Origin of the sequence: Oscillatoria sp. HE19RPO (genome assembly GCF_024220515.1) — a bacterium.
Lineage (GTDB): Bacteria > Cyanobacteriota > Cyanobacteriia > Cyanobacteriales > Laspinemataceae > Laspinema.
The window spans coordinates 1-26,802 of record NZ_JAMXOT010000196.1 but is presented as its reverse complement, the minus strand read 5'-3'; the positions used below and the strand labels follow the sequence as shown (position 1 = coordinate 26,802).

Below are 26,802 nucleotides of genomic sequence, written 5' to 3'. Positions count from 1 at the left end.
CTAATTGCGATAAATTTTGTGCAGAAACCCGGTTTCTAACCCATGAACTCCCGATGCCCTAGGACAAGAAACCGGGTTTCTGTTCCAGATTTGTGGCTAATTGCGATAAATTTTGTGCAGAAACCCGGTTTCTAACCCATCAACTCCCGATGCCCTAGATAGCCTTCCCGGTCCAATGTTTGCTAGAGTATTTCATTCGGAGTCAGTCTCCGCATGAATGCCCATACTGAAACTTCTACTTGTAACTTCTAAAATGCTAAGAGCCGGAATTGTCGGACTCCCCAATGTGGGAAAATCTACTTTATTTAATGCCTTAGTTGCCAATGCTAAAGCGCAAGCGGCTAACTTCCCTTTCTGCACCATCGAACCCAATGTGGGGGTCGTGGCGGTGCCAGATGAGCGGTTAACGATGCTGGCAAAACTCTCAAAATCCGAGCAAATCGTCCCCACCCGCATCGAGTTTGTGGATATTGCTGGATTAGTCAAAGGTGCCAGCAAGGGTGAGGGTCTGGGTAACCAGTTTTTATCTCATATCCGGCAAGTCGATGCGATCGTCCAGGTGGTGCGTTGTTTTGAGGATGAAAATATCATCCACGTTGCCGGTTCTGTTGATCCGGTGCGGGATATCGAAATCATTAACCTAGAACTGGGATTAGCGGATTTAGCACAGATTGAGCGGCGCATGGATCGCACCCGTAAATTAGCTCGCAGCAGTAAAGAAGGTCAAGTGGAAATGGCCGCTTTAGAAAAATTAGCGGCAGCCTTGAATGAAGGCAAACAAGCCCGTCAAGTGTCTTTAACGGAGGAGGAAACTGAAGCCATTCAACAGCTTGAGTTACTGACGAGTAAGCCGATTATTTATGCCGCTAATGTCTCGGAAGATGACTTAGCTACAGGCAATGAATGGGTGGAAAAGGTTCGAGAAGTTGCCTCGGTAGAAAATGCCAAAGTGGTGATTATTTCGGCTCAGGTTGAGTCGGAACTGGTGGAATTGCCGGAAGAGGAACGGGGAGATTTTCTCGCCTCTCTTGGGGTGGAAGAAGGGGGATTAAAGTCTTTGATTGCTGCGACTTATCAATTGTTGGGGTTACGCACATTTCTGACGACGGGACCGAAAGAAACCCGGGCTTGGACGATTCGAGAAGGGATGTTAGCCCCTCAAGCGGCAGGGGTGATTCATACAGATTTTGAGCGGGGTTTCATTCGCGCTGAAACTGTCGCTTATCAGGATTTGGTGACCACGGGTTCGATGAATGCGGCGAAGGAGAAGGGCTTGGTTCGCAGTGAAGGAAAAGAGTATGTGGTGCAAGAAGGGGATGTGATGCTGTTCCGGTTTAATGTTTAAGCTGGCCGGTGTGGATATCTCTGAGAGGATAGTTGAGAAGATAGGTTCCTGGGACTGAGGTGAAGGGGTACGGCATGGCTGTACCCCTGGGGATTTACTCCATTTTCAAATAAGCTTTAGCCGCTTGCTGGGTGTCATTTCCCAATCGAGTAATAAGGTACTCGCTATAGGCGCTATTATTTAATGGAAAACTGGAATTTTCCAGAATAAAATCAGGAAATATCGATTTTAAATCAGAGGTTCCTTCTTTTCCCTGACGAGGAATTTTATGATTAACAATTCGATATCCCTGAGAATTTTTATTTAAAATGAGCGCTACGGGAAAACTACCGCCTCGCTTCTGGAAGAGTTGATTGTCCTCCACATCATATTCATGACAGACTACCCACAAATATTGATGAATGTCTTGTTTCTTGGCTTCCATACCATAGACCTGGTACGCGCAAAAGGTGCGATTCACCAAGGCATCTACTCCGACAATATCTTTGATAAAGTGGGAGTTTTCCATGTACTGAGCGGTGGCTTGTTCAATGTTAAAGGAACTGTGGGAGTTGAGGCCTGGATCTCGACTGTCGCATCCCCCCAGCATTAAGGCACTGTTGAGGAGTGGCACACCGATAAACCATTGAAAGAATAAGGACAGTGTACGCATTGCTATAAGGTAAAGTTTATAGATCGAGTTTTGCCTGCATTGTCTTAGGGGTGTGACTGTAGCAAGCGTGTCCTTTAAGATTCGGTTAGACTGAGACTGATTCTAGACAAATCTTTCCCCTATTGATGTAATACTTTATACTCAACGGGGCTTAGTTTTTAAGAAAGAAGATTAAAAAATATTAAAATTTTTCTTGCTCAGGGATAATTCGGATAAATTCGCCATAAACCTATCAGAAAATGAGGGAAATTGCTGAGGGATGAGGGAGAAGGAAGGAAGGGGCGATCGCCCCTGAAACCCTTGCTGTCAGACCGTCCATCTCCCACTCCGGTAATCTAGGCAACAAAGCTAAAACCGTCGAGGGAATGGGACGCCTTCAGGGATTGACCCACAACTTGAGGAATTTTTCAACCCGGCTTAACCGGATGAGAACATCAGTTCAGCAATTTTTTAGGTAATTTTTATTGAATTGAAAGGGGGGAAGAGTCCAGGTAGAGAAAATATGAATTTAACCCCCTTTGACTGGGATCACTTTGAGCGGGATAGGTTTGGAGAGGGGATCTGGGGGCGCGGCAGGAGGAGAGCAGGGTGCCAAAGAAAGAGAGATTCCAGTTCATAGGGGTAAAATTGGGCAGCGATCGCCCGAAATCTAAAGTAATTAACGGCTAGAAATTGGGAATAATAGTCGGAGCTTTATTAAAGGAAAAATTTTCCTAGGCGTAAAGGCTTATCCCGTCAGCAAATTTCACGGAAACTTTACAAGATCGGAGCAAAAACTTGACAATTCCCCCTAGCGTATATAATAATCTCCAGGGACAATAAAATAAATGGGATTCAATGCCAAATCCATTGAACCGTTTAGAGGGTGCTAGAGCAAACTACCATCGGGCAACGATAATAAATATTGCGGTTTTTACTTAAGCAGAATTCAAGGGAATCTACTGCAACGAAGAAACAAGCAACCAGGCTTTAAAGTTCAGGGTGCGCCAGACTAGAACGGGCAGCAGTGAACTTGATGCCCCAACTCAAAGAGGGAAAGTCGGTCTATCCGAGACTACCCACTGATTTATCGTTCATTACAAAAAATTTGCAGGAAGTAACCGGATGAACTGACCCACTAGCTGAAAAGCAAGAGACGTAAATTGGATGGCAATCGTGAATTGAAACCAGCTCACCCTTCATTTTTGCTCAAGGGTTGAGGGGTTGAAAATATCGCGCGATCGCGCCTAGCTTTCAGGTTAACTGGGGCAGTTCACTTGCGGGTGACCCCCTCTCAGGTGAAGGAAAATGAAACCAGGAATTTTGTCTACCACAGCACTCGTGATTGCACTTGGCTTTACAGGTTCAGTAACTGCTCAACCCGGTGTCAACTACGACACGCGCACCCAAGCGACCTCAAAACGTGACCGGGAATCGGTTAGAAAAACACCCTCAACCCAGACCCCTTCTACGCTCCAGCACAATGCCAGGGTGGCGGCTGGCATCGAGATCAACAAACAGGCGATCGCTGCCATCAGCCAATTTTTGAATAACCCAGATTCTCCTACACCCAGCAGCGAGATCCCACAGCTTCAGACCCTCGATGCCCCCACCATTTCCCCGGAATTACCGCCCCTGGCGGCTGCCAGCATTTACTTACCCGAATTAGCCCCGACCATGACCGGCTATCTGTGGCCCGCCCAAGGGGTCCTCTCTTCCGGCTACGGTTGGCGTTGGGGAAGGATGCACCACGGCATTGATATCGCTGGACCCATCGGCACTCCCATCCTTGCCGCCGCCAGTGGGGTGGTGATTACGGCGGAATGGCATACGGGCGGCTATGGCAATCTCGTAGAAATTGAACATTCCGACGGCAGTATCACCCTCTACGCCCACAATAATCGCATCCTGGTCAACGCAGGGGATCGGGTGGAAGGGGGCCAATTAATCGCCGAAATGGGCAGTACCGGCTTTAGCACTGGACCCCACTTGCACTTTGAAGTCCATCTTCCAGAAGAAGGATCCGTCAATCCCCTGGCTTATCTTCCCGAATCGGGATTATCGGCGCGATTGCCTAGAGCATCGGTGCCTACAGCATCAGCGCAGTAGTGCCAGAGTGGGTGAGTGGGGCGGCGATCGCGCTCAATCCCTCCACATCTTAGCCAAGCAATTTCCGGAAATCTACTCAGAACTCCTGTGGCATACTCAAATTCGGGTAACTTCTATAGAAGTTATCCGCTTTTTTTTAGTTGGGTTTAGCATCGCTACAGTTGAGGCTGACAAATCAGACCGGCTTAGTTAAAATCAATGGCGATTCTCGCGATCGCACACCCTCCCATGAACCACTCCTTCCCCCACCGATTCCGTCGTCCCCTGTACGCTCTGATCCTCCTATTACTGGCCAGTTGTACCCCGACGAAAACCAGTCAGTGCCGCCGCCTAATTCAAGCTTTAGACCAAGGCACCACCACCCTGAACCGCTTAGAACTCACACCCATGACGGGCTCTCAAGCGGCAGATCAGGTGCAACTCTCCGTTGAATCCATCAAAACGCTCCAATTAACCGATGAAACCATCATCGGCTTTCAAACCCGCGCAGTCGCCCTCTACGAACAAATCGGGACCACCTTGCGAGAAACCAGTGGCGTTGCCACAATGGTGAGCAATCTCCAACCCACCCCAAAAGGTTTGCAAACCCGCAACCAAGCTCAAACCCAAGTCGCCAAGGCGATCGCCACCCTCGAAAAATCCACCCAAGATGTCACCGTCCTACTGGCGGACATCGACGAATACTGCCTCAAACAACCCCAACCCTAACCTCTCCCCCATCTCCCCCATCTCCCCCATCATGAGTTACTGTCTCAATCCAAGCTGCCCCAATCCCAGCGATCCCGTGAATGAAAACACCCGCTATTGCCCCCAGTGTGGCTCTGATTTATTAGTAGCAGAACGCTGTCGAGCGCTCCAACTGCTGGGTAGCAACAGCTATGAAAAAACCTTTGAAGTAACTGAAGCTGGAACCGCCAAAATTTTGAAAGTTCTCCAGCTTAATGATCCCGTAGCCGTGACCCTGTTTCAACAACAAGCCTTACTGCTAGGTAAAATCCAACATCCCGGGATTCCTCAACTCCAACAAGGCGGTTACTTCAGCTTTGCGGCGACGAATAGTGCGACTGCGGTGCATGGGATGTTGATGGAAAAAGTTGCGGGGATCAATTTAGAGCAGTGGATGAAAAATCGCGCCTATCAACCGATTTCTCAAGACTTAGCGCTCAAGTGGCTCCAACAGATTGCGGAAATTTTACAGGCGATTCATCAAATCCCTTATTTACACCTGAATATTAAGCCCGGTAATATTATTCTGACGGATTCTGGACAGTTGGTGTTGATTGATTTTGGCACCGCCAGACAGGTGAGTGCGAGTTATTTACGCACGGTGGAACTTTCTCCTCGTCTGAAGAGTATTGACTCGGGAGGATATACCCCACCGGAACAACTCAAACATGAAGCGGTGGCGCAATCAGATTTTTTTGCCTTGGGACGGACGATGGTGTATTTGCTCACCGCTACGGACCCCTTGAGCTTTGACAATGCCGAGACTGGGGAGTTTGATTGGCGCGATCGCGCACCGCAAATTTCCGAACGGTTGGGGGATTTGATTGAGCGCCTGATGGCTCCTGCCCTGAGTCAGCGCATCCAAACCACAGAAGAAATTTTACAGCAATTAAGGGAATTGCAACCCCAGGTGGCGCAGAGGGAATGGGGATCGGAGTCCCTGGAGGCGATCGCCCCGGACCCAGTTCGAGAAGCTGTTCCTTCAGGGAGTTTAGCGTTGCCTGCGCTGCAACTGCCGAGCTTTCCGCAACTCCTGCCGGGGACGGGGGAGCAACCCGTGGATGCAGCAACCCGGTTGAAAGGCGATCGCCAAGGGTGGAGATTCGCCGGGGTATTAGGAATCTGGGCTGTCATTGGATTAGTTGGAGGAATCGGATCGTGGTTTTTAGTCACGCGCACGAGTACCGCCTATCAGTGCCAACGATTGTTGGCGGTGATTGACGAAGGGGGACAACAAGTGACTCAAATTGAGGGAACCGATGCCACTGCCGCTAACAAAATGGCCCAACATCTCGATCGCCTTGCGGAAGAATTATTAGGGATGAAAATATCCGATACTCAGGTCCAACCTTATCCGGTGCAGTTGGGAAAAAGTTATCAACAATTGAGTTTGTCGTTTCGGCAAATAGGAGAAGCGATCGCCATTGTGGATGCGGCCCCCTTATCCAAAGCCGGTTTAGACCAAGTGAAAGCTGCCCGCGAAAAAGCCGAAGAAGCCGGTCGAGCAGCCGCACTCGCCGCAAAAACCGCCGATGGAGTAGCGGGCCAAATTCATAGCTCCTGTAAAAAACAATAGATTCAGTCGAATAGGGCCGCAGAAAAAATCAAGCCAAATTTTGAGTAATTTTCTTTAACAATTCCCCTATTTTTGGCTTGATTAATTGATAGTTAGAGATGAATTTCTAGGTTTAAAATATAGTGACCTAACTGAACATTTTGGGACCAAAGCTCATATTCTAGGCGCAAATGTTCGGGAATTGGGCGACCGGAGAGAGTTAAGCTGCGAGTATAATTTCGCATCCGTAACTGGCCATTGCTGCCGTCGGTTTCATTTTGTAGCCAATAGCGGCTCGTACCATACATTCCGCGTTCCCATTGGTGACGATAGCTAAATTGACCATTTCCCTGCATGGTCATAATCACGCGGTAGGGAGAAATTTCTAACCACAAGAGTCTCGAAGTAATCGCAGTGGGTCCGGTACTAACTGGCGGAGTCGAATCTGACTCCTGAAAATCACTTAGTGCCGGTTCAGTCAGGAGTAAATGAAATCGATCTTGGTCCTTTTGATAAAGGGTAGCGGCGGTTTCCACGACCGACCACAGGGGGAGGTCCGTCGAGATCAAGCAAAGGCTTACAGGTTTGCGGCGATGGGTCAGCATGAGGGTTGTAACGAACAGCGTGTGAAGAGTTTTCCAGCAATCGACAAGACTAGGGGGTGACTTGCTCTCAATTTTAGTATGTCAGCAGAGTCAAGAACGGTGTAGGATTTCCCTAAGCCATCCCATCACAGTTTAGCCCAATGCCCAGTTCGATAGTAAATGTAAGAATTACGGAATCTCAGCAACAACTCACCATTGATAGACCGGCGAAGGGTTTATCAGTGCAAGGACGGATCCGAGTGCCGGGGGATAAGTCAATTTCCCACCGGGCTTTGATGTTGGGGGCGATCGCCAAGGGTGAAACCACGATTGAGGGGCTGCTATTGGGAGAAGACCCTCGGAGTACCGCCCGATGTTTTCAGGCATTGGGGGCCGAAATTTCTCCCCTGAACGAACAACGGGTGCGGGTGCGTGGTGTCGGGGTCGGACAATTAATTGAACCGACGGATATATTAGATGCGGGAAATTCTGGGACGACGATGCGATTGATGCTGGGCATCCTGGCGAGTCATCCCGACCGATTTTTCACCGTAACCGGCGATAAATCCTTGCGATCGCGTCCCATGTCTCGGGTGGTTAAACCTTTACAACAAATGGGTGCTCAAATCTGGGGTCGCAATGGCGGTTCGCTGGCCCCGATAGCCGTGCAAGGTCAATCCTTGCGGCCCATTCATTATCACTCACCGATCGCCTCGGCTCAGGTTAAGTCTTGTATCTTACTTGCAGCTTTGATGGCTCAGGGGACCACAACTATCACGGAACCGGCAGTCTCTCGGGACCACAGCGAACGGATGCTTAAGGCATTTGGGGCAGAAATTACCACGGATCCCGACACGAAAAGCGTGATGATCGCGGGACCGGCTCAACTTCAGGGTCAATCGGTGATTGTGCCTGGGGATATCAGTTCTGCGGCATTCTGGATTGTAGCAGCAGCGATCGTCCCCGATTCAGACTTGACCCTGGAAAATGTCGGGATCAATCCCACCAGGACAGGGATTTTAGAGGCCCTGGAGATGATGAATGCGGATATTCAATTAAAAAATGAGCGGATAGTTGCCGGGGAACCTGTAGCGGATATCCGGGTGCGTCATTCTCAACTCAAAGGTTGCTCTATTGGCGGGGATATCATTCCCAGACTGATTGATGAGATCCCGATTCTGGCAGTGGCGGCAATTTTTGCTGAGGGTCAGACGGTGATTTCCGATGCGGCAGAATTGCGGGTGAAAGAGAGCGATCGCCTTGCGGTGACGGCAACGGTGCTCAATCAGATGGGGGCTAAAATCACCGAGTTGCCTGATGGGTTGGAAATTACTGGGGGGACTCCGTTAAAGGGGACGGATGTAGAGAGTTATGACGATCATCGGATTGCCATGAGTTTGGCGATCGCCGCCTTGAATGCCAGCGGAACAACGACCATTCACCATGCCGAAGCTGCCGCTATTTCTTACCCTGATTTTACGGCGACTTTGCGACAAATTTGCGAAGAATGCTAATTTAAAGGCGATCGTTCAGGTTAGTTTAATCGGGAAACATGACCGGCGATAAAAATTTAAAACCTTTTCTAAAATCAATTCGAGCAACTGAGGAGAAATCATAATGTCTGAACCGAACTCTAAACCAAAAAGCCCTCTGGGTTTTGATGAAATCATTGCAATTTTTGTGGCCTTTTCAACCCTAGGGACAATTTTTATATTATCCTTCCCCAGCACGGAAAGGGGCTTAAATATGTTTGAAACCGGAACCCGTTCTCCAGCTTCTGAAGGGGTTGAGTCCGGGGGTGAAACGCCTCAAACCCCAATGAATCCCTTCGTCAATCCCGGACAAGTTCCCGCAGTTGGCCCTCAGTCCACTAATCCCACGAACTCCCCGGAGGAGAATTCAACGAGTTCCCTTGGGAATTCAACCGCTTGGGGTGCTTTGGCACTCCCCCTGTTCTCTCCCAACCCCAACTTGAACTCCACCGAAGCATCCACTGAGGAAGGGTCACCAGAAGCAACTTCTCCCTCAGAGGAGACCCCGATTCTCTCCAGTCCGACCACTGAGGAAACTATCCCAACCGAGTCTGGAGAAACCCCGACCCCCACTGCATCTCCCTCAGCAACACCTACAAGCGAAGGGACAACGGATTCTCCCTCTACCCCCTAGTATCGAGAGGGTCGTTCCTGTCGGAAGACAAGCGGGGTTCTGGGTAAAATCTGGGCCGCGCCGGAGGAAATTAGGCGCAGAAACTGGGTTTGGGTTCCTTTGATTCTCAATCCCTTCCCCAAAATCGATGAGACCCCACTCTAACTCCAACCCTGTTACAGGTGACTGGAGGGGACGGGTGCTTACCCGGGTGGGGTTTTCTGACGAAAAACCTGGAATTCTGTAGGGGAGGGTGAGGGAATTGTCTACTCACCCGCCTTGGGGTGTGGATGGGGTTGGTCAAGGAGAACTTAATTTTAGAAAAATATACAAATTGACGCAGGCATGAGAAACCCTTAGAAAAGATGGGAATACTGGGAAAAAGGTAAGGTAATGGAGCGCACGGAATTATGCTGCGCCAGATCAAACATATTTTCTGGACTGTCCGGACTTATTCTGATCTCAGTCCAGATTTGTACATGAGGAAGCAGGTAAATCAGACATTATGTGACCGGGCTAACTTGTCACTTGATGAGTGGTTTAACTGTTTTTGGCGATCGCGTGAAATTTCTTTTTCAGTGGTGAGTTTTGTCTATATTCAGTTAGAAAAATATTCCGGTTTACAAATGGGGAGAGTGTTACCTGGAGATCGCTTAGAGCAAGATTTACAGTTAACACTTGTTTCCTGGTTTGACTGGAATCTTTATCTCTGTGATGATTTTTTTGATGAGTTTGGTATAGATATTGGCGATCGCTTTGACCTACAGACGATGGGAACCGTGGAAGATTTGGTCTTCTGCCTCCATCGTCTGACCTGTCCGCCTTCCTGATCATTCCAAGCGTTCAAAAATAACCCAATCAAACCTAGAGTTGGAGGTAATCGGGCCATAGGGCGGACAAATTGACCGCCCCAATTCATTGAAAGTTAACGCGCCTTGGCGGTAAGCGGAGCTATCCCGTAGGGAATCGCCAACCCCAGAATTTCCCAGACTTCCATGACCAGGGAAGACTTGGAAAACTACTAGGAAGAATGGTGACCGACCACTTGGTCTTTGAGCGCAGAAATATCCTGGACTAACTCCTGACGGTTAGAGGCCCGGAGTAAATAGCGATAGACAAACCAAGCGGAGTATCCGATTCCGACAAATTCAAAAAACGGCGCAAGCAGGGGAACATCATTCACCGCATCCACCACGGCGAGGATCACTCTGACAGTCACCAATGCAGACAAAAACAGTCCAACGGTGACAATCGGTCGTTGGTACTCGCTGACAAAACTGGTGACATAGATCGGCAGATCCCCTAAGATAGCCGTGACGCTATCCACGATTTCCTCGAATCGAGTTGGTTCTTGAGTAGCGGGAGAGAAAGGAGCCAAAGCACCGGCTTCTGAGGCATTGATATCGATTCTAAGTTGCTCGGCTTCATCAGCTAACTGGGCAGATTTTTCGCTGGAGATTGCTTTCGTTTCAGTTTTAGGATTCATAAAATAGTTTTCCTTGACGAACAATAACTGGATCGTAGCTTGTGACCGGAGCAGTTTGCCAACTGTCAGAGGTATTGCGATCGGTGAAATTCCGGGTTCAGAGCCATTTCGATGAGACCTCAATCAGTCCCACAGGCTTATAGGGTGGGAATTTTGCGGTTAAAGAGCAAAAGATCTCTTTTGTGGCAATGTTGCCTTGATTTTATAAAGGAATCCAGGGAATTTGAGCAGATTAGAGTCCGTCTTCTTGATTTGTAGGGATTTATCCCTGGACTAATAAACCAGACTTATCCATCAATGGAGCAATTGGGGATCAACCCTGGGGATTAAACGGGTGAAAGGCTAAGGATCGGGCAAAATAAGATGGGAACCGATTAGACGCTATTGACCATGAATGCAGATCATCAACAGTTGCAACAACAACTCAACCATCTTAAAGACCGCTTACCGGGATTGAGCAGTCGCCTTTCACAAGCGGCTGTGGAACTGAAAGAAGCAGGAGTACCCGTAGACGAACGACTCAGCGAGCAACTGATAGCTTATCGGCAGGAGTTTGCGGGACTGAAATCAAGGGCGATCGAGCTGGCAAAAACTTATGCAGTGCCAGGGGTGGTAGCACCCACGCAGATTTCTTCCTTGCATGATATCCAGGGAATTTTACATACGATCGCCCGTTCGGGAGGACAAGTCAACGAATCCCAAAAAGCCCTCCATTACATCGATCTGTTTTTATCCCTGACTCATCGCGATCAACCGCATTTTGCCCCGTTAGAGGAGGCGAAAGTCAAAGCGCGGGAATTGCGCCACATTATCCTCAACTCCTCCCCGAGTAATTTTCCCCCGGATGTCCCGGCGTTACTTTCGGGTCAACATCCCTGTTGTGCCTTCCTGAGTCTGATTGAACCGGATGCCAATATTGCCGATGAAGAGTGGGAAAGAAGGCTAGAGTTTTGCGGACGAGCTTTTGGCAAACCCTTAGCCCTAGCAGCGAGTCGAGGAAAACTGCAATTTTCTGGGACAGTCGAGGCCCCAGCCCCGACGGTGACGGCCCCAGCCCCGACGGTGACGGCCCCAACGGCTCCACCACGACCCCGGCGATCGCCGGAAATGGTCGTGATTGCCGGGTCTACTGAATCCGTCGAACCCACGGACACTGAAGCGGAAGTGGAACGCTTACTCTCGCAACAACCCGTTGCACCTCCGTCTAACTTGCCCGATGTGATTATTCTCCCCAGTTCCGATGAATCCCCCTCCCGGAATCAGATTGCTCCCCCCGCGCCTAATTTTGCCCCAACTCCGGCCAAGATGTCAGGGCTTTCCGGTGTGGGAATCGAGGTGGGATTAAATGTCTTGGTTCATATCGAACGAGTCGGCGATCATCAGTTTCATGAACATGAATTTGCCGGAACCCGGGGGAAAGCACTGCGCCTGGAAGCCTTTGCGCTGGAAATCAAACCTCCGATTCCGGGATTGGGGATTCGCTATATGGCCCATATCCAAGGTAGCGGGGATACGCCTTGGGTGACCGAGGGTGAGTGGGTTGGTGCTCGCGGTTCGGGTTTGCGAATTGAGGGGTTGGCGATCGAATTAACGGGTCCGGAAGCACCGAATTATGCGGTTTATTACAAGGCGCATATTGAGCGAGTCGGAGATACCCAGGAGTTTTCTAACGGTCAATTCTGTGGACGGCGTGGATCGGGGATGCGGGTGGAAGGCATTGAAATCCACATCGATCGCAAATAGGGCGTCGGGGAAGCATTTCAATTTGGCCTAAAAACCAGTCTGACCTCTCCGGTGGCCCTCTCCACCCCTCCCCAGCCCTCCCCTAAGAGGAGAGGGAGGTATAAGGAATGAATTTCTTTGCGGGAGAGGGAGAATAAAGCAATTTTTTTATTGCGGGGAGGGAGAAATTTACGTCTTTCTCCCCTTTCCCTTGTTCTGACCTCTCCGGTGGCCCTCTCTATAGAGGAGAGGGAGAATAAAGAAATTTTTTTATTGCTCTTAAGGAGGGAATTTGCCTATTTCTCCCCCTTCCCTCTGAGGGAAGGGGGCTGGGGGGTTAGGTCTCTTTATTAGATTAATAGGACCAGAAACCCGGCTTCTCATCGCCAGTTTATAATCCCGCTAATAGACAGAGCAAAAGGGCTTCGGTCCATTCCACCACAGCACCATAAGTATCGCCGGTATGACCTCCGAGTTTGTGATTAAACCAGGCCCCGGTGAGGATGGCGACTGCGCTGCCGCCGGTGACCATTCCGGCGGCTAAAATCCAGGAATTGCCATCGAGCAAGAGTTGCACGCCACTCAAGGCGACCAAAAACAGAAAACCGGGGAGTAAGTCCCAGGGAGACCCCAGAGAATCCTGGTGAATGGCTCCTTTGCCTGAAACTTTTAAATAGGGATAACGGGCGATCGCCACTAATTGTCCCCACCGTCCCCAACCGGCGGCGGCCATTAATACCACTGCCCGATTGGCGCTTAAATCGCTCAAAGCTGCCACTTTTAGGGCAATCAGGGCAACCGCTGCCATGACGCCAAATGCGCCGGTGACACTATCGGCCATTACTTCCAAGCGGCGATGGGGTTCTTGGACGGCCAACCCATCCCCGGTATCGATCGCCCCATCCAGATGTAATCCGCCGGTAATTCCAATCCAGGCCACAATCACCAGGGTGCTGCGCGTCAGTCCTGGCATGGCTAAAACCTGCAACAGGATATCCAACAGACCCAGCATCCCCCCGATCGCTACGCCGACAAACGGCGCATACCGAGCAATGCCGCGAAACTCTAGGGTCCAACTGAGCGGAACCGGCAAACAGGTATAGAAGGCGATCGCTGCTGCCAATCCCGAACCGAGAGTTCCCAATCGGGCTACTTTTGTCTTTACAAACTCAACGATCCGTCTCACCCGGCGATTCTCCCTTATCGTCAAAATCTATATTTTTTCCGCCATTCTACTGATACGTCCACTTGAAAACCTGTGCCAAAATTGAATGGATGAGAGTTATCCTGTGCCGCACTCCGTCGGCATAAAACGCAAAGCTTTCTTAATATTCCCTCTATAGGGCACCCATCAGAGGGTCTCAATTCCAACAGAGGGTTTCGATTGTAAATTAAAGGCGGTTTCTCTATGATGCCAGATCAATCTCCTAATAGCCTGCCTGCTCCCTGCATAGTCGATACGGGTACTGTGGTCAATAAGCAAGATATGTATAGACTCTTGGCTGATTTAGGCCGAGTCCGGTATGCACATTTCCAAGAGGGTCATCTCCAAACCCAAGGGGAAGGCTATGTGATGGAAGTTTTTGCTGATCCTCACCGTTCCACCCTGATCGCCAATCATCGTCTCTATCTGAATGTCCAGAGTTTTGATTGTTTAGAACTGAAACAATCGTCTGAATGTGAATCTTACTTCGATCTTGTTCAAGATGACCGACAATTACGCTTACTTCCCATCTCTAACCCGATTCAGGAGCAATCTGCTCGAACCCTCGATAGCGCTGCGGCGTTAGAGGCGGTCTTGCGAGAGGTGCTGATTGCTAAATTAGATGCTGAAATTGATGATGAGGGAATGCTGCCCTTTTGAGTGGCGATCGCTCGTCAGTATTTAAACTTAATTTTTCCCCATTCTGCTAGTTCTTAAACGCAGTTTCTCTTTGCCATGCCAGAAAAATAACATATTGCCAATATGCTGGTATAATGAGTCGAAAATTTACAGAGTAATCATTAATTTTGGGTCGCGATTTTACGTTTCACTGTCAAGGTAAATGCAGCCACACTCATGCTAGAGCAGGGGTCTGGATGACGCCTCACGGCCCGGTAGAAACGCCCATCTTTATGCCCGTGGGAACCTTAGCTACCGTAAAAACTGTGACACCGGCCCAGTTAGAGGCAACGGGCGCTCAGATGATTTTGGCGAATACCTATCACCTGCACCTCCAACCCGGAGAGGATATTGTCGCGGCAGCGGGAGGGTTACACCGTTTTATGGTGTGGGATGGCCCGATTCTCACCGATTCCGGTGGGTTCCAAGTTTTTAGTTTAAGTGAACTGCGGACCATTACGGAAAAAGGGGTGACCTTTCGATCGCCCCGGGATGGACGCCAGATAGAAATCACCCCAGAACGTTCGATTCAAATTCAGAACAAACTGGGGGCTGATGTGATTATGGCCTTCGATGAATGCCCCCCCTACCCCGCCTCCCGCGAAGCGGTGGAGTTGGCAACCGCCCGGACTTACCGCTGGTTGGAACGCTGTATCGAGGCCCATACTCGGTCGGATCAAGCCTTATTTGGGATTGTTCAAGGGGGAGTTTACATTGATTTACGATTGCAAGCCGTGGAGGCCCTGACTAAATTAGACTTACCGGGCTATGCCATTGGCGGGGTCAGCGTAGGAGAACCGGGGGAAACCATCTCAGAAATCGTCAGGGCCACTGCACCCAAACTGCCGGTGGAGAAACCGCGCTATTTGATGGGAGTCGGGACTTATCGAGAAATGGCCCAGGCGATCGCCTCCGGGGTCGATTTATTTGACTGCGTAATCCCCACCAGATGGGCGCGACATGGGGCCGTGATGGTCCAAGGGGAACGGTGGAATATTAAAAATGCTCAATTTCGGGAAGATTTTACCCCCCTAGATGAGACTTGCTCTTGTTACACCTGTCAGAACTTTTCGCGGGCGTACTTGAATCATTTGTGGAAATCTGGGGAAATCCTGGTCTATACCTTACTCTCGATTCATAACCTAACGGAACTGATTCGGTTTACCAAGCGGATTCGGGAGTCGATTTTGAGCGATCGCTTTACCACCGACTTTGCTCACTGGTTGCAACCGACATCCTAGGGTCTGAGGGATTGAGTTCCCAGGGACCAGAAACCGGGTTTCTGACCTAATCGGCGGCGAAGTGCCAGTCTGGGGTCAAGAAACCCGGTTTCTAACTTTTGCGGGATCAATGGGGGTAGATGAGAGTTCCCGAGCAGAAAAATGAAATCCCAATCCTCCCTTATGTTAAAATCTGTGTCGATTATGAAATTTCTGTTTGAGAGGGAGATATCAACATGGAAGCAGCACTATTACTGGCAAAACTACCGGAAGCCTACTCGATTTTCGATCCCCTGGTAGATGTTTTGCCGATTATCCCCGTATTTTTCTTGTTGCTGGCTTTCGTGTGGCAAGCAGCAGTCGGTTTCAGATAAATTACCGACTTCTTTCCAACGGAAAGGCCATCAACAAGGAAAGGGGCGCTCAGTTGAGCGCCCCTTTCCCGATTTCAACAGAAGGTTTCTGTTTACCCGTTCCTACGTGTGAATGGCCTAGCTTTTAGGACAGCATTTTACTGAGCACGGGAACCGATGGTTTTCTGAAATGCAGGGCGATCGCCAATGCGCTTGATGTACTCAACCACCGCAGGATATTCGCTCAGATCGAGCTTGAGCATCATTTGGCTGTACGCCAACATTGAACCGACGGCAACATCGGCGACGGTAAACTCTTGACCCAATAAAAAGGGATGGGAGGCGAAAATTTGATTGAGGGGCTTCATTAATCGACCCAGTTCGCGATCGCGATTGGATTCGATAAAAATTCCAGGACCAAATGTGGCATTGGCAAAAAGTACCCACTGGATGAGGGTCGCTTGGTCTTCCGGGGACTTGCCTGCATTGCCATACTTTTCGGCTAAGTAGACTAAAATTGCTCCGGATTCCCAGAGTTGAAAGTCTCCATCCACGATCGCCGGAACTTTGCCCACCGGGTTAATCTTCAGGTACTCCGGCTGTAAGTGTTCCCCGGACTGCATATCTAACAACACAAATTCATAGGGAACCCCCAACTCTTCGAGATACCACTGGACGATTGAGGCCCGAGAACGGGCACCGCCATATAGTTTTAATGCCACTTTGATGACTCCATCTCTTGCAATAGTTCTTCTCAAGATTTTAAGGCGTCAGGAGAGCGTAACTTGGGTCAAGGGCACAGCAGGGCGATCGCCCGAGTTCTGTCAGCAGTTCGGTTCAGTTCAAAACCCAAGCACCATTGATTTACAGTGGTAGATAACTGCGATCGGTTCCCAAGCTTCGGGATTTATGCAAGACAATAGCCAAAATTTCTTTCGCGTCCCACCAGAATTACCCAATCGAGATCCCCTAAGCTCGGAAAGCCAAAACCCCAACTTTCGGGCCCCGGATTTAAGCAACAAAGACCTGATTGGCGCATCTTTGAGGGGTTCCTACCTCCGAGATGCCAAACTCAGTGGCGCTAACTTAAGCGAAGCGATTCTCTGTTATGCCGACTTGATTGGAGCCGATTTAAAAGGGGCAAACCTCAGTGGAGCAGACTTGAGCGATGCCAATTTAAACTTAGCAAATCTCAGCGACAGCAACTTAACTGGGGCTAACTTCAAAGGGGCACTGTTAGTCGGAACCGATCTGAGTGAGGCGGATTTGCGCGGTGCCAATCTCAAAGGCGCTAATTTAATTGGAGCCAAACTGGCGGAAGCGAATCTCAGTGGAGCCAACCTGAGCGGAACGGATCTCAGTGAAGCCGATCTGCGGGGGACGATTCTGCAAAAGGCGGTGTATGACTTAAGGACCAGTTTCTGTGAGGGTCTCGACCCCGAAACAGCCGGCGCTTACTTAATTGGAGCAGATGTTGTCCTCCCGGGAGCCAATCTGAGTGGGGTAGATTTGACCGGATTTAACCTCAAACGCGCCGATCTTCGCGGGGCAAATTTGCGCTATGCCAAGTTAATCGGGGCAAATTTAGAGGGGGCGAATCTGTTTCGGGCTAACTTGAGTGGGGCCAATCTCACTGGGGTCAATTTTAAAGGGACGAACCTGCAAAAGGCGGTTTACGATTTAAAAACGATTGTCAGCGAAGGGATTGACTTGAGTTTGGCAGGAGCTTACTGGATTGCACCGAATGTCTCCTTGTCGGAAGTGAATCTGGTGGGGGTGGACCTCAGTGGGGCGGATTTGAGAGGGGCAATGTTAAGTAGTGCCAATTTAAGCGAAGCGGATATGACGGGAACGGATTTGTCCCGGGCGAACCTCAGAAAAGCCTATTTAGCTGATGCAAATATGAAAGGGTCGGATCTGCGCGGTGCGGATCTGATTGGCGCGAGTTTAAATAAGGTGAATTTGACTCAGGCGGATTTGCGAGAGGCGGACTTAACTCGGGCGGATTTGCGCGGGGCTAATTTAAAATGGGCGGATTTGCGAGAAGCGGATTTAACTGGGGCGAGTTTAAATCAGGTCAATTTGGTGGAGGCGGATTTGCGGGGGGTGGATTTAACCCGGGCAGATTTGCGCGGGGCCAATTTGAGCGGGGCGGATTTAAGGGCGGCGGATTTGACTAAGGCTAATTTACATTGGGCGAACCTGGATGGCGCTAATCTCACCGATGTGGATGTCAGTACGATTATCCAGTGATGGTTGGGTCCGGAACCCAAGGTTGGTCAGGGTTTCGGGTGAAAGGGAATAGTTTGTAGTCAAAAATTACTCCATTGATTTTACTGTAAGACTTTATATGTTAAATTGATAATTTAGTTTTTGCTGACAATTGTCCTGATGTTGCTGAAAACTTAGAGGGAAGGAGGGAGGGAGAACTAAGGAAACTTAATCAACTGGGCAACTCTATAAAGTTTGTGTAAAACGCAAACTTTTTCCTGGACTTCTTCAAAAACTTAGGTTAGAACCAGAATATCAACCCTTTCCGAGAACGGGTCACTCCATCTTATACTTTCTCAAGAGGCCAACCATGAACGCTAAATTAAGTCTATCGATATGTGTCGGGATAATGGCAGGCAGTATGGGCCTTGCCACTTCTGCCCAAGCCTTTTCCTTCACCACGAACTATACAGCAGAGTTACTAGGGAGTAATGCGGCGAAGGGGAATATCTTGCTGAATTCGGTGACATTTGGAGACACCACCGTCAGCAATTTTGGCTTGGTGAATCGGGCGAATATTCTCTACAATGACCTCTGGACTGGGGGCAACAGTGGGGCGGCTAGTGCAGATAGGGGGGATTTGGCCAATGGCTTATCTCAGGAACTGCTCACGGACCAAGGGGCGGTGATGGCGTTGGGCAATACCAACCTGAATAATATTATCGACGGGGAAGACAGTGGGGCCTTCTCGATGAATGTGTGGTTTGATAAGGCAGTCGATAATTTATTTTTCTGGGAACGGGGTCGCAACAGTGCGATGAAAATTCAGGCGATCGATAAATCTGGGAAAAGTATCGGTAACCTCCTGACGATCGACTCCCGGAACTGGAATCCTGCGGGATTTGGCATCGATACGGTGGAAATTGATGGTACTCAACAAGTGGGTTCCCGGGGGGTATCTCTAGCTGATTTAGGTCTGTCTTCGGCAATTGCTGGGGTTCGCGTCAGTGCTGAGGGGACGTCGTTTTTTAATGGACCTGACTGGAAAGTGGTCGGTTCAGCAGCATCGGTTCCGGAACCGGGTATGGTGATGGGTTTAGGGGCGATCGCCTCGGGACTGTTGGTTTCTAGTCGTCGCAAGAAGGCTCAGAAAGCCTAAAGGGATCCAATCTATGGGAACAGTAGGAGGGTTCGTCAGTACGGATGAGAAACTGTTCTCGTGATAACACTCTATAGCAATCCTTGCGTGCCGTTGTGGAAGACGATGGCGGCCCCCAACCGACGGCGGCCGGTGAACATCCGAGGGGAGAAGATAGATGTTACAACTCATTGAGGATTGCTATAGTTCGAGGGGAAGCATTGAACTCTAACCTCGAACTTTTTTGTTTGCTCGCAACTGTCGAATCAGCCGATAAAATGGAGGGATGTCTTTTTCTGGTAAGTCCCTCGTGTCTCAAACTTCTCCTACTTTTATCCTGGTTGATGGTCATTCTTTGGCTTTTCGCTCCTATTATGCCTTGGCAAAAAGTCGCGATGGGGGTTTGAGTACCTCAACCGGCATTCCTACGAGTGTGTCGTTTGGGTTTCTCAAGTCACTGATTGAGGTGATGGCGGTCCAGGACCCGCAATATTTAGCAGTCGCTTTTGATTTGGGGTTGCCGACGTTTCGCCATGAAGCGGATGATACCTATAAGAGCGATCGTGCGGAAACTCCAGAAGATTTTATTACGGACCTTAAATATTTACAAGAGTTACTGACGGCGCTGAATCTACAAATTGTAACGGCACCCGGTTATGAAGCGGATGATGTGTTAGGAACTCTGGCAACTCGGGCAAGTGAGGCGGGGTTTCAGGTGAAGATTTTAACGGGCGATCGCGATTTATTTCAGCTTGTAGATGCTGAAAAACAAATTAGTGTTCTCTATTTGGGTCGGGATGCGTTTGGTCGTTCGGGAAGGGCAAAATCCCAGGAATTTGGCCCGGAACAGGTGCAAGAAAAGATGGGAATTCCGCCGGAATTGGTGGTGGATTATAAAGCACTTTGTGGGGATACTTCGGATAATATTCCCGGGGTAAAAGGGATTGGGGATAAGACGGCGATTAAGTTGCTGACGACTTATGGCAGTTTGGACAAAATTTATGAGGCGATCGCAGAGATTAAAGGCGCGAATCGCAAAAAATTAGAGGAAGGGAAAGACGATGCCTATCACTCCCAACATTTAGCACGAATTGTGGTCGATGTTCCCTTAGAACTGGAATTAGACCAGTGCCAATTACGCGGATTTGATGAAACATCGGTTATTTCGCGCTTAGAAGAACTAGAATTTAAGTCATTTCTCCCTAAAATTAAGCAAATTCAGCAACGATTTGGGGGAGTATCTTTAGCGGAAACTACCGAAGTCTATAAAACTGAAACCCAGGCGGTCCAAATAACCCATTCATTCCAGGATGATGATACCTCTTTTTGGACCGCAGAAGAAACAGAAGCGGCCAAAGAATTAGCCCCCTCGCCGATTAATCCGGCAATTATCGATACTCCTGATAAGCTGGAAGAATTAGTCAAGCGACTGAAAACTTACAAGGATTCGGCGCATCCGGTGGCATGGGATACGGAAACCACGGATTTAGAACCGCGAGACTCAGAATTAGTGGGAATTGGCTGTTGCTGGGGAAGTGGCGAGGCGGATTTAGCCTATATTCCGATTGGACATAAAACCGGCCAGATTTTGCCATTAAATCAGGTAATAGAGGCATTGCGTCCTGTTTTAGAAAGTAGTGACTATCCCAAAGCTTTGCATAATGCAAAGTTTGACCGTCTCGTGTTGCGCTGTCAGGGAATAAAACTCGCTGGGGTGGTCTTTGATACCCTGCTGGCGAGTTATTTGATTAATCCAGAAACCACGCATAATCTCACCGATGTATCCAGTCGATATTTAGAGGTTACCGCAGAAAGTTATAAAAATTTAGACCTAGTAAAAGGCCAAACCATCGCTGATTTAGCCATTCCCAAAGCGGCCCAATATTGCGGATTAGATGTATTTACCACCTATCAGTTAGTCGGGAAACTGCAAGGGGAACTAGCGGATAAATCCGAACTGCATCAACTGCTGCTAGAGGTAGAACAACCCTTAGAACCCGTATTAGCAGAGATGGAATATACGGGAATTAGAATTGATAGCGACTATTTGAGTAATTTCTCCCAGCAGTTAGAGGAACAATTGCAGGAAATAGAAACTAAAGCGTATCAAGCAGCGGGGGAAGAATTTAATTTAGGGTCTCCTAAACAACTGAGTTATATTTTGTTTGAAAAATTAGAGTTGCCGATTAGTAAATCTCGCAAAACAAAGACGGGTTATTCGACAGATATAGCAGTGTTGGAACGATTACAAGGGGAACATCCTCTGATAGATATAATTATTGAGAATCGCACGTTAGCCAAATTAAAATCAACCTATGTGGATGCACTACCGAAGATGGTGCGTCAAGATACTCAGCGGGTACATACGAATTTTAATCAATCGGCAACGGCAACAGGACGATTGTCTTCTTCTAATCCAAATTTGCAGACTATTCCAATTAAAACGGAGTTTTCTCGACAAATTCGGTCGGCATTTTTGCCGGAACAGGGGTGGTTATTGGTATCTGCCGATTATTCTCAGATTGAGTTACGGATTTTGGCGCATTTGAGTCAAGAACCTGTGTTGATTGAGGCGTATCAGAATAACCGAGATGTGCATACGGTGACGGCGCAATTACTGTTTGAGAAAGAAACGGTAACGGCAGAAGAGAGACGGATGGGGAAAACGATTAATTTTGGGGTGATTTATGGGATGGGTTCGGTCCGGTTTGCGCGGGCGATCGGCAAAACTTCTCAGGAAGGGAAGCTATTTATCAAGCGTTTTTATGAACGCTATGGTAAGGTTTTTGAATGTTTGAATGGGTTACAGAAGCAGGCGATCGCCCAAGGATATGTGGAAACGATTTTAGGGCGGCGTCGATATTTTGATTTCCAAGGGGAGAGTCTCAATCAGCTTAAAGGAACCGCTTGGCAAGAAATTGATTTAGATAAGCTGAATAAGAAGATGGGAATGCAAGATTCGCAGAATTTGCGGGCGGCTGCTAATGCCCCAATTCAAGGGTCGAGTGCAGATATTATCAAGGTGGCAATGGTGAAAATGCACGAGGTTTTAAAGGCATATCAAGCGAGGTTATTGCTGCAAGTGCATGATGAATTAGTGTTTGAAATTCCTCGGGATGAATGGGAGGAGTTGCAACCGAAAATTAAGTCTACGATGGAAATGGCAGTTCCGCTTTCGGTACCATTAATGGTGGATATTCATGCGGGGGATAATTGGATGGAAGCGAAGTAATGCCTGTTAAAACCCACACCCTCAAGGGTGGGGCTATACGGACGAAGCCCGCCTGCGCGGGCTGAAGAGAAAATCAACGTTTAACAACTGGATTTAGTATAACTCTGGTTTTTGGTCAGGTGATGCCAACATTCGCGGGCGATCGCCCAATCTTCTTGTGCTTGGATGACGAATACTCTCACTTTTGAGTCTGTTGTGGCAATATCGGCGTCTATGGGGGAATTCTGGTTTTTGTGGGGGTCGATATGTAATTTTAAAAACTCGAATCCCTCACAAGCTGCCGATCGCAGGTTGGGATGATTTTCTCCCACGCCTCCGGTAAAGACTAAGACATCTAAACCTCCCAGGATGGGTAACATTGCGCCAATCTGCGATCGCAGTCGATACACATACATATCAAAGGCTAATTTTGCGCGTTCATTTCCCTCTTGAATGGCTGTTTTGATATCGCGGATATCCGAGGAAACTCCCGATACTCCTTTTAATCCGGATTCGCGATTGAGGATTGAGTCTAATTCGTCTACTTTTAATTGTTGCGATCGCATCTGATGAATTAAAATCCCCGGGTCAACACTTCCCGATCGCGTTCCCATCATTAACCCTTCTAAAGGCGTAAATCCCATTGTAGTTTCTACGGATTTGCCGTTTTTAATCGCAGCCAAAGAACATCCATTGCCTAAGTGACAAACTATCATTCGCAAACTTTCTAAGGGTTTTTCTAACAAGTCTGCGGTGCGTTGAGTGGCATATTGATAGCTAATTCCATGAAATCCATAGCGGCGAATTCCTTGCTGATACCACTCATAAGGCAGGGGATAGACTACGGTTTCTAAGGGTAAATTAGCGTGAAATGCTGTATCAAAAACGGCGACTTGGGGCACGTTGGGGAAGATTTTTTCCACGACTTCGATGCCTTTTAAATTAGCGGGATTATGGGCGGGGGCGAGTTTGGCAAGCTGGGCGATCGCAGTTTTGACTTCAGGCGTAATTAGGGTTGCTTCGCGGTATTTTTCCCCGCCATGTACGATCCGATGTCCGACGACATCAATTTCTGAGGGATTGGCGATCGCCTGGGTTTTTCCCTGCCATAAAGTTTCTAATAAGGAGGCGATCGCTTTCTCCCTCGATTCACTGGGTCGAGTTTCGGCTAACTTCTGGTTGCCGCTTTTTACTTCAATTTCCGCCATTCCTTCCTGGCGAGACCAATCGATTTTACCAGACCATAAAGGCGGGCTCATTTCATTGACAAGCCCTTCTTTAACGTCATATAAGTAGTTTTTTTGAGTGCTTGAACCAGCATTTAAAACCAATATTTTCATATTATTTTGCTTGACAAATTTTTAGGTTTGTGATAAAAATGATGCAATCTATAAAACCCAACCCTCAATAATGTAGAGGCGATTCGCGAATCGCCTCTACATGGCATGATTGCCTCATTAATGCCTTTTCATGGGAGCATCTCAAATTTGGCCTCAAAGGGGAATTTATACGTCTTGCTCCCCCTTCCCTCAGAGGGAAGGGGGCACCGGGGGTTAGGTCTATGAGCCAAATTGAGATGCTCCCCTTTTCATGGCCTGATTAACACCACTGCCAATTGCTAATTTCCTCGGGGTCAGTGCCTTTTTCTTGAATATAATCTCCGTGGGCGGCGAGAACATATTCATATTGACTGACTCGTTCGTTTGCTTGGGCAGCAACCCGGGGATTATAAGCAGCGGCTAATCGAATGGCTTGCATGATTAAATGATAGCGACTGGCATGATTGCGGACCAGCATATCAAAGGGGGTGGTGGTTGTACCCTCTTCCCGATAGCCATTAATGTGGAAACGGCGAACATTGGGACGTCCAAAGATTAATTGTTTCACCACGGAAGGATATCCATGAAAGTTGACAATCACCGGGCGATCGCTGGTGAACAAGGCGTCAAACATATCCGCATCTAATCCGTGGGGATGGGCGGATTTTTCTTCCAGAATCAGCAAGTCGGTCACATTCACAACTCGCACTCGCAATTCAGGCAATTGTGACCGCAAAATATGCGCTGCTGCTAACACTTCCACCATCATCACATCGCCAATTCCCACGAGGACAATATCCGGATTCACCCCATCATCAATACTTGCCCACCGCCAGACTGAAGCCCCAGCGCGACAATGGGCGACTGCCTCAGACATGGACAACCATTGCGGCATGGGATTCTTATTCACAATCACCAAATTAATGTACCCGGTACTCTGCAAACAGTGGTCTAGGGTACTGATGGCACAGTTGGCATCTGGGGGTAGATAAACTCGGGCGGATTCGGCTTGTTCATCCAGGACGCTATTAATAAATCCGGGATTTTGATGGGAAAATCCGTTATGTTCTTGTCGCCATAAGGTGGAACTTTCCAGATAGTTTAGAGAAGGAACAGGCAGTCTCCAGGAGAAATCTTTGGAGAATTTAATAAATTTGCCATATTGATCCATCATCGTGGTGACAATGCCCAAAAATGCCTCATACGAGGGAAATAATCCATGCCGTCCGGTGAGTAAATACCCTTGTAACCAGGCTTGACAGGTATGTTCGCTGAGAATTTCTAAGACTCGGCCATTATCAGGTCCAATATGTTCATCGGCTGGATCTGTCGGCCATTGATAACCGCGATTGGTGGCTTCTAAGACGGGGGTGAGTCGATTGGATTCGAGTTCGTCGGGACTAAAAATTCGGAAATTATCGGGGTTATGTTCGATAACAGATTTGAGGTATTTACCGAGTTGGTGAGTATTGCCAATTTGATTGTCTCCTCGACTACAGCAATCCGGGGTTTGGGAATGCTCGATCGCCACTTCAAAGTCAAAAATATTCGGCAGTTTCAAATCTTTGCGGATTTTTCCCCCAATGGTATGCGGATTGCATCCCATCCGGCGACTGCCTTTGGGACAGAGTTCCAAAATTTCCGGTTTGGGTTGTCCCAATTCATCGATTAATTCGTGGATTTGGTACGACTGTAACCAGTGTTCTAACTGTTGCAATTCCTTCTCATCGGTGGTGGCATTTTTAGCAGGAACTTGATGGGAACGATAAGACCCTTCGATGGGTTTGCCATCCATTTCTTTAATCCCACTCATGCCTTTAGGCGATCGCAAAATTAACATCGGCCATTGGGGTTTTGAGATGCGATCGCCCGATCGCGCGGCTTGTTGAATTCGGCTGATTTCCTGATACGCCCAATCCATTGACCCATACAGGTCCGCATCCAGGTCGGAATCTCCCACAATTCTCACTTGATAGCCATATCCGGTAAACAAGTGCATCAGTTCTTCGTCACTCATTGTCCCATAAATCGTGGGACTGGATATTTTATATCCATTTAAGTGTAAAATAGGCAAAACAGCACCGGACTCAGCCGGGTCAATATACTTGTAACTATGCCATGCCGTTGCTGTCGGTCCAGTTTCCGCTTCTCCATCCCCGACAATACAGGCAACCACTAAATCCGGGTTGTCCATGACTGCGCCAAATGAGGTCGCCAAGGCATATCCGAGTTCTCCCCCTTCATGAATCGTTCCGGGGATGCCCGGATATAAGTGAGAGGGAAATCCTCCCGGCCAAGAAAACTGTTTGACAAACTGTTCCAATCCCGCTTTATCTAAGGTTAACTCGGGATAATACGCTAACAGTGACCCTTCTAAATAGAGATTTGCTAAATTAGCCGGTGCACCATGTCCCGGTCCCGTTACCAGAAACATATTCACATCATAGCGGCGAATCAGGCGGTTTAAATGGGCGTAAATGAGATTAATTCCGGGACTGGTTCCCCAATGTCCCAGTAATCGGTCTTTAATATGTTCCGGTTTTAACGGTTGGTCCAGTAAAACGTTATCTTTTAGATAAATTTGTGCCACCGCCAGGTAATTTGTAGCCCGACGATACCGGGCGATCGCTTCTAATTCCGTATGATGATGTTCTCGGACTCGTTCGACGGAAATTTCAGGCCCAAGGTTGGGTTTTTTCGGTGTTACCGTCATCAATTTGTCCTCTTAATTTAGATTACAACGCTTGACTGAGGGGGTCGAGTTTATCGGTCAATACTCCCTCAAAATTCCACAGGCAAGACTTACGCATTACCTCTGTGTCTGGAAGGCAGATTTGTTTGGATGCCCCTACATTGAGGGTTGACGCTTAAAAATATCCGTAAGTCCTGACCGCAGAACGTTGTTATCCAGGTTAGCGGCAGGTTTAATATTCGCACTCTATCATTAGGTAGAATCTGAGAGTTTGCCAATTCTCCCCCTAAAGGAAGGCGTTAAATCTTCCGGTCCCCTCCCCGATGTCCTGGGGTAGGGGCGATTCTCGAATCGCCAGTCTATAAAATTTCCCTAATTTTCTATATGTTGGTCTGGGTTTTTTCGGGCGATTCTCGAATCGCCCCTACAGGATTTTGTTGTAGACAATAGGAAAATTTTTCCCGGGGGCAATA

22 protein-coding genes are annotated in these 26,802 nt (G+C 48.5%); 15 read left to right on the top strand and 7 right to left on the bottom strand.

Going from position 1 to position 26,802, the window contains the following annotated elements:
* Nucleotides 1–253: 253 nt before the first annotated feature.
* The gene (gene ychF / locus NG833_RS18230) at nt 254–1,345 is read left to right on the top strand and encodes a redox-regulated ATPase YchF (protein WP_254566696.1); all 1,092 of its coding nucleotides are present in this window, start codon (nt 254–256) and stop codon (nt 1,343–1,345) included.
* Between the two features lie 94 nt (nt 1,346–1,439).
* Here the strand turns inward: ychF and NG833_RS18225 are convergent, their stop codons facing one another.
* Entirely contained in the window at nt 1,440–1,997 is a 558-nt protein-coding gene (locus NG833_RS18225) for a hypothetical protein (RefSeq protein ID WP_254566695.1), read from the bottom strand.
* Between the two features lie 1,287 nt (nt 1,998–3,284).
* Between NG833_RS18225 and NG833_RS18220 the strand changes: the two genes are divergently transcribed.
* Genes NG833_RS18220 through NG833_RS18205 form a run of 4 tightly spaced genes read left to right on the top strand, consistent with a single transcriptional unit; the run spans nt 3,285 to nt 6,387 of the window.
* Nucleotides 3,285–4,085, top strand: coding sequence for a M23 family metallopeptidase (locus tag NG833_RS18220; RefSeq protein WP_254566694.1), 801 nt, complete (start codon nt 3,285–3,287; stop codon nt 4,083–4,085).
* A 7-nt stretch (nt 4,086–4,092) separates the two neighbouring features.
* Nucleotides 4,093–4,278, top strand: a complete 186-nt coding sequence (locus NG833_RS18215; RefSeq protein ID WP_254566693.1) for a hypothetical protein — start codon at nt 4,093–4,095, stop codon at nt 4,276–4,278.
* Between the two features lie 35 nt (nt 4,279–4,313).
* The gene (locus NG833_RS18210) at nt 4,314–4,793 is read left to right on the top strand and encodes a hypothetical protein (protein WP_254566692.1); all 480 of its coding nucleotides are present in this window, start codon (nt 4,314–4,316) and stop codon (nt 4,791–4,793) included.
* Nucleotides 4,794–4,824: 31 nt separating this feature from the next.
* A complete protein-coding gene (locus tag NG833_RS18205; RefSeq protein WP_254566691.1) occupies nt 4,825–6,387 on the top strand; it encodes a serine/threonine-protein kinase in 1,563 nt (520 codons plus the stop codon).
* A 92-nt stretch (nt 6,388–6,479) separates the two neighbouring features.
* Here NG833_RS18205 and NG833_RS18200 read toward each other — a convergent pair whose 3' ends face one another.
* A complete protein-coding gene (locus tag NG833_RS18200) occupies nt 6,480–6,971 on the bottom strand; it encodes a hypothetical protein (RefSeq protein WP_254566690.1) in 492 nt (163 codons plus the stop codon).
* A 140-nt stretch (nt 6,972–7,111) separates the two neighbouring features.
* Between NG833_RS18200 and aroA the strand changes: the two genes are divergently transcribed.
* From aroA to NG833_RS18185, 3 genes are all read left to right on the top strand, one after another.
* Nucleotides 7,112–8,464 carry a 3-phosphoshikimate 1-carboxyvinyltransferase gene (gene aroA, locus NG833_RS18195; RefSeq protein WP_254566689.1) on the top strand — a complete coding sequence of 451 codons (1,353 nt, stop codon included), beginning with the start codon at nt 7,112–7,114 and terminating at the stop codon, nt 8,462–8,464.
* 103 nt (nt 8,465–8,567) lie between these two features.
* A complete protein-coding gene (locus NG833_RS18190; RefSeq protein WP_254566688.1) occupies nt 8,568–9,116 on the top strand; it encodes a hypothetical protein in 549 nt (182 codons plus the stop codon).
* 389 nt (nt 9,117–9,505) lie between these two features.
* Nucleotides 9,506–9,925 carry a hypothetical protein gene (locus NG833_RS18185; protein WP_254566687.1) on the top strand — a complete coding sequence of 140 codons (420 nt, stop codon included), beginning with the start codon at nt 9,506–9,508 and terminating at the stop codon, nt 9,923–9,925.
* 191 nt (nt 9,926–10,116) lie between these two features.
* Here NG833_RS18185 and NG833_RS18180 read toward each other — a convergent pair whose 3' ends face one another.
* On the bottom strand, nt 10,117–10,581 hold the full coding sequence (locus NG833_RS18180) for a CAAD domain-containing protein (RefSeq protein WP_254566686.1): 465 nt from the start codon (nt 10,579–10,581) through the stop codon (nt 10,117–10,119).
* Between the two features lie 390 nt (nt 10,582–10,971).
* Here NG833_RS18180 and NG833_RS18175 point away from each other — a divergent pair, with 390 nt between their 5' ends.
* On the top strand, nt 10,972–12,324 hold the full coding sequence (locus tag NG833_RS18175; RefSeq protein ID WP_254566685.1) for a hypothetical protein: 1,353 nt from the start codon (nt 10,972–10,974) through the stop codon (nt 12,322–12,324).
* A 370-nt stretch (nt 12,325–12,694) separates the two neighbouring features.
* Here the strand turns inward: NG833_RS18175 and cobS are convergent, their stop codons facing one another.
* On the bottom strand, nt 12,695–13,480 hold the full coding sequence (gene cobS, locus NG833_RS18170; protein ID WP_254566697.1) for an adenosylcobinamide-GDP ribazoletransferase: 786 nt from the start codon (nt 13,478–13,480) through the stop codon (nt 12,695–12,697).
* 231 nt (nt 13,481–13,711) lie between these two features.
* Here cobS and NG833_RS18165 point away from each other — a divergent pair, with 231 nt between their 5' ends.
* The 3 genes from NG833_RS18165 (at nt 13,712) to NG833_RS18155 (ending at nt 15,779) form a co-directional block, all read left to right on the top strand.
* A complete protein-coding gene (locus NG833_RS18165; protein WP_254566684.1) occupies nt 13,712–14,167 on the top strand; it encodes a hypothetical protein in 456 nt (151 codons plus the stop codon).
* Between the two features lie 146 nt (nt 14,168–14,313).
* Complete coding sequence (gene tgt / locus NG833_RS18160) at nt 14,314–15,426, top strand: tRNA guanosine(34) transglycosylase Tgt (RefSeq protein WP_254566683.1); 1,113 nt, start codon at nt 14,314–14,316, stop codon at nt 15,424–15,426.
* A gap of 215 nt (nt 15,427–15,641) precedes the next feature.
* Nucleotides 15,642–15,779, top strand: coding sequence for a photosystem II reaction center protein K (locus NG833_RS18155; protein ID WP_009768893.1), 138 nt, complete (start codon nt 15,642–15,644; stop codon nt 15,777–15,779).
* A gap of 137 nt (nt 15,780–15,916) precedes the next feature.
* Here the strand turns inward: NG833_RS18155 and NG833_RS18150 are convergent, their stop codons facing one another.
* The gene (locus tag NG833_RS18150) at nt 15,917–16,480 is read right to left on the bottom strand and encodes a glutathione S-transferase family protein (protein WP_254566682.1); all 564 of its coding nucleotides are present in this window, start codon (nt 16,478–16,480) and stop codon (nt 15,917–15,919) included.
* Nucleotides 16,481–16,667: 187 nt separating this feature from the next.
* Here NG833_RS18150 and NG833_RS18145 point away from each other — a divergent pair, with 187 nt between their 5' ends.
* From NG833_RS18145 to polA, 3 genes are all read left to right on the top strand, one after another.
* Nucleotides 16,668–18,011, top strand: a complete 1,344-nt coding sequence (locus NG833_RS18145) for a pentapeptide repeat-containing protein (RefSeq protein ID WP_254566681.1) — start codon at nt 16,668–16,670, stop codon at nt 18,009–18,011.
* 328 nt (nt 18,012–18,339) lie between these two features.
* The gene (locus NG833_RS18140) at nt 18,340–19,128 is read left to right on the top strand and encodes an exosortase-dependent surface protein XDP2 (protein WP_254566680.1); all 789 of its coding nucleotides are present in this window, start codon (nt 18,340–18,342) and stop codon (nt 19,126–19,128) included.
* A 265-nt stretch (nt 19,129–19,393) separates the two neighbouring features.
* Entirely contained in the window at nt 19,394–22,339 is a 2,946-nt protein-coding gene (polA, locus tag NG833_RS18135) for a DNA polymerase I (RefSeq protein ID WP_254566679.1), read from the top strand.
* Between the two features lie 80 nt (nt 22,340–22,419).
* Here polA and NG833_RS18130 read toward each other — a convergent pair whose 3' ends face one another.
* Together NG833_RS18130 and NG833_RS18125 are read right to left on the bottom strand one after the other, a co-directional pair.
* Nucleotides 22,420–23,658 carry an acetate kinase gene (locus NG833_RS18130; RefSeq protein WP_254566678.1) on the bottom strand — a complete coding sequence of 413 codons (1,239 nt, stop codon included), beginning with the start codon at nt 23,656–23,658 and terminating at the stop codon, nt 22,420–22,422.
* A gap of 259 nt (nt 23,659–23,917) precedes the next feature.
* On the bottom strand, nt 23,918–26,350 hold the full coding sequence (locus NG833_RS18125; protein WP_254566677.1) for a phosphoketolase: 2,433 nt from the start codon (nt 26,348–26,350) through the stop codon (nt 23,918–23,920).
* Between the last annotated feature and the right edge of the window lie 452 nt (nt 26,351–26,802).

Excerpts from the sequence above, each read along its gene's own strand:
- ychF (WP_254566696.1), top strand. The coding sequence starts at position 254 with ATGCTAAGAGCCGGAATTGTCGGACTCCCCAATGTGGGAAAATCTACT.
- NG833_RS18225 (WP_254566695.1), bottom strand. The coding sequence starts at position 1,997 with ATGCGTACACTGTCCTTATTCTTTCAATGGTTTATCGGTGTGCCACTC.
- NG833_RS18220 (WP_254566694.1), top strand. The coding sequence starts at position 3,285 with ATGAAACCAGGAATTTTGTCTACCACAGCACTCGTGATTGCACTTGGC.
- NG833_RS18210 (WP_254566692.1), top strand. The coding sequence starts at position 4,314 with ATGAACCACTCCTTCCCCCACCGATTCCGTCGTCCCCTGTACGCTCTG.
- NG833_RS18205 (WP_254566691.1), top strand. The coding sequence starts at position 4,825 with ATGAGTTACTGTCTCAATCCAAGCTGCCCCAATCCCAGCGATCCCGTG.
- NG833_RS18200 (WP_254566690.1), bottom strand. The coding sequence starts at position 6,971 with ATGCTGACCCATCGCCGCAAACCTGTAAGCCTTTGCTTGATCTCGACG.
- aroA (WP_254566689.1), top strand. The coding sequence starts at position 7,112 with ATGCCCAGTTCGATAGTAAATGTAAGAATTACGGAATCTCAGCAACAA.
- NG833_RS18190 (WP_254566688.1), top strand. The coding sequence starts at position 8,568 with ATGTCTGAACCGAACTCTAAACCAAAAAGCCCTCTGGGTTTTGATGAA.
- NG833_RS18185 (WP_254566687.1), top strand. The coding sequence starts at position 9,506 with ATGCTGCGCCAGATCAAACATATTTTCTGGACTGTCCGGACTTATTCT.
- NG833_RS18180 (WP_254566686.1), bottom strand. The coding sequence starts at position 10,581 with ATGAATCCTAAAACTGAAACGAAAGCAATCTCCAGCGAAAAATCTGCC.
- NG833_RS18175 (WP_254566685.1), top strand. The coding sequence starts at position 10,972 with ATGAATGCAGATCATCAACAGTTGCAACAACAACTCAACCATCTTAAA.
- NG833_RS18165 (WP_254566684.1), top strand. The coding sequence starts at position 13,712 with ATGATGCCAGATCAATCTCCTAATAGCCTGCCTGCTCCCTGCATAGTC.
- NG833_RS18155 (WP_009768893.1), top strand. The coding sequence starts at position 15,642 with ATGGAAGCAGCACTATTACTGGCAAAACTACCGGAAGCCTACTCGATT.
- NG833_RS18145 (WP_254566681.1), top strand. The coding sequence starts at position 16,668 with ATGCAAGACAATAGCCAAAATTTCTTTCGCGTCCCACCAGAATTACCC.
- NG833_RS18140 (WP_254566680.1), top strand. The coding sequence starts at position 18,340 with ATGAACGCTAAATTAAGTCTATCGATATGTGTCGGGATAATGGCAGGC.
- polA (WP_254566679.1), top strand. The coding sequence starts at position 19,394 with ATGTCTTTTTCTGGTAAGTCCCTCGTGTCTCAAACTTCTCCTACTTTT.
- NG833_RS18130 (WP_254566678.1), bottom strand. The coding sequence starts at position 23,658 with ATGAAAATATTGGTTTTAAATGCTGGTTCAAGCACTCAAAAAAACTAC.
- NG833_RS18125 (WP_254566677.1), bottom strand. The coding sequence starts at position 26,350 with ATGACGGTAACACCGAAAAAACCCAACCTTGGGCCTGAAATTTCCGTC.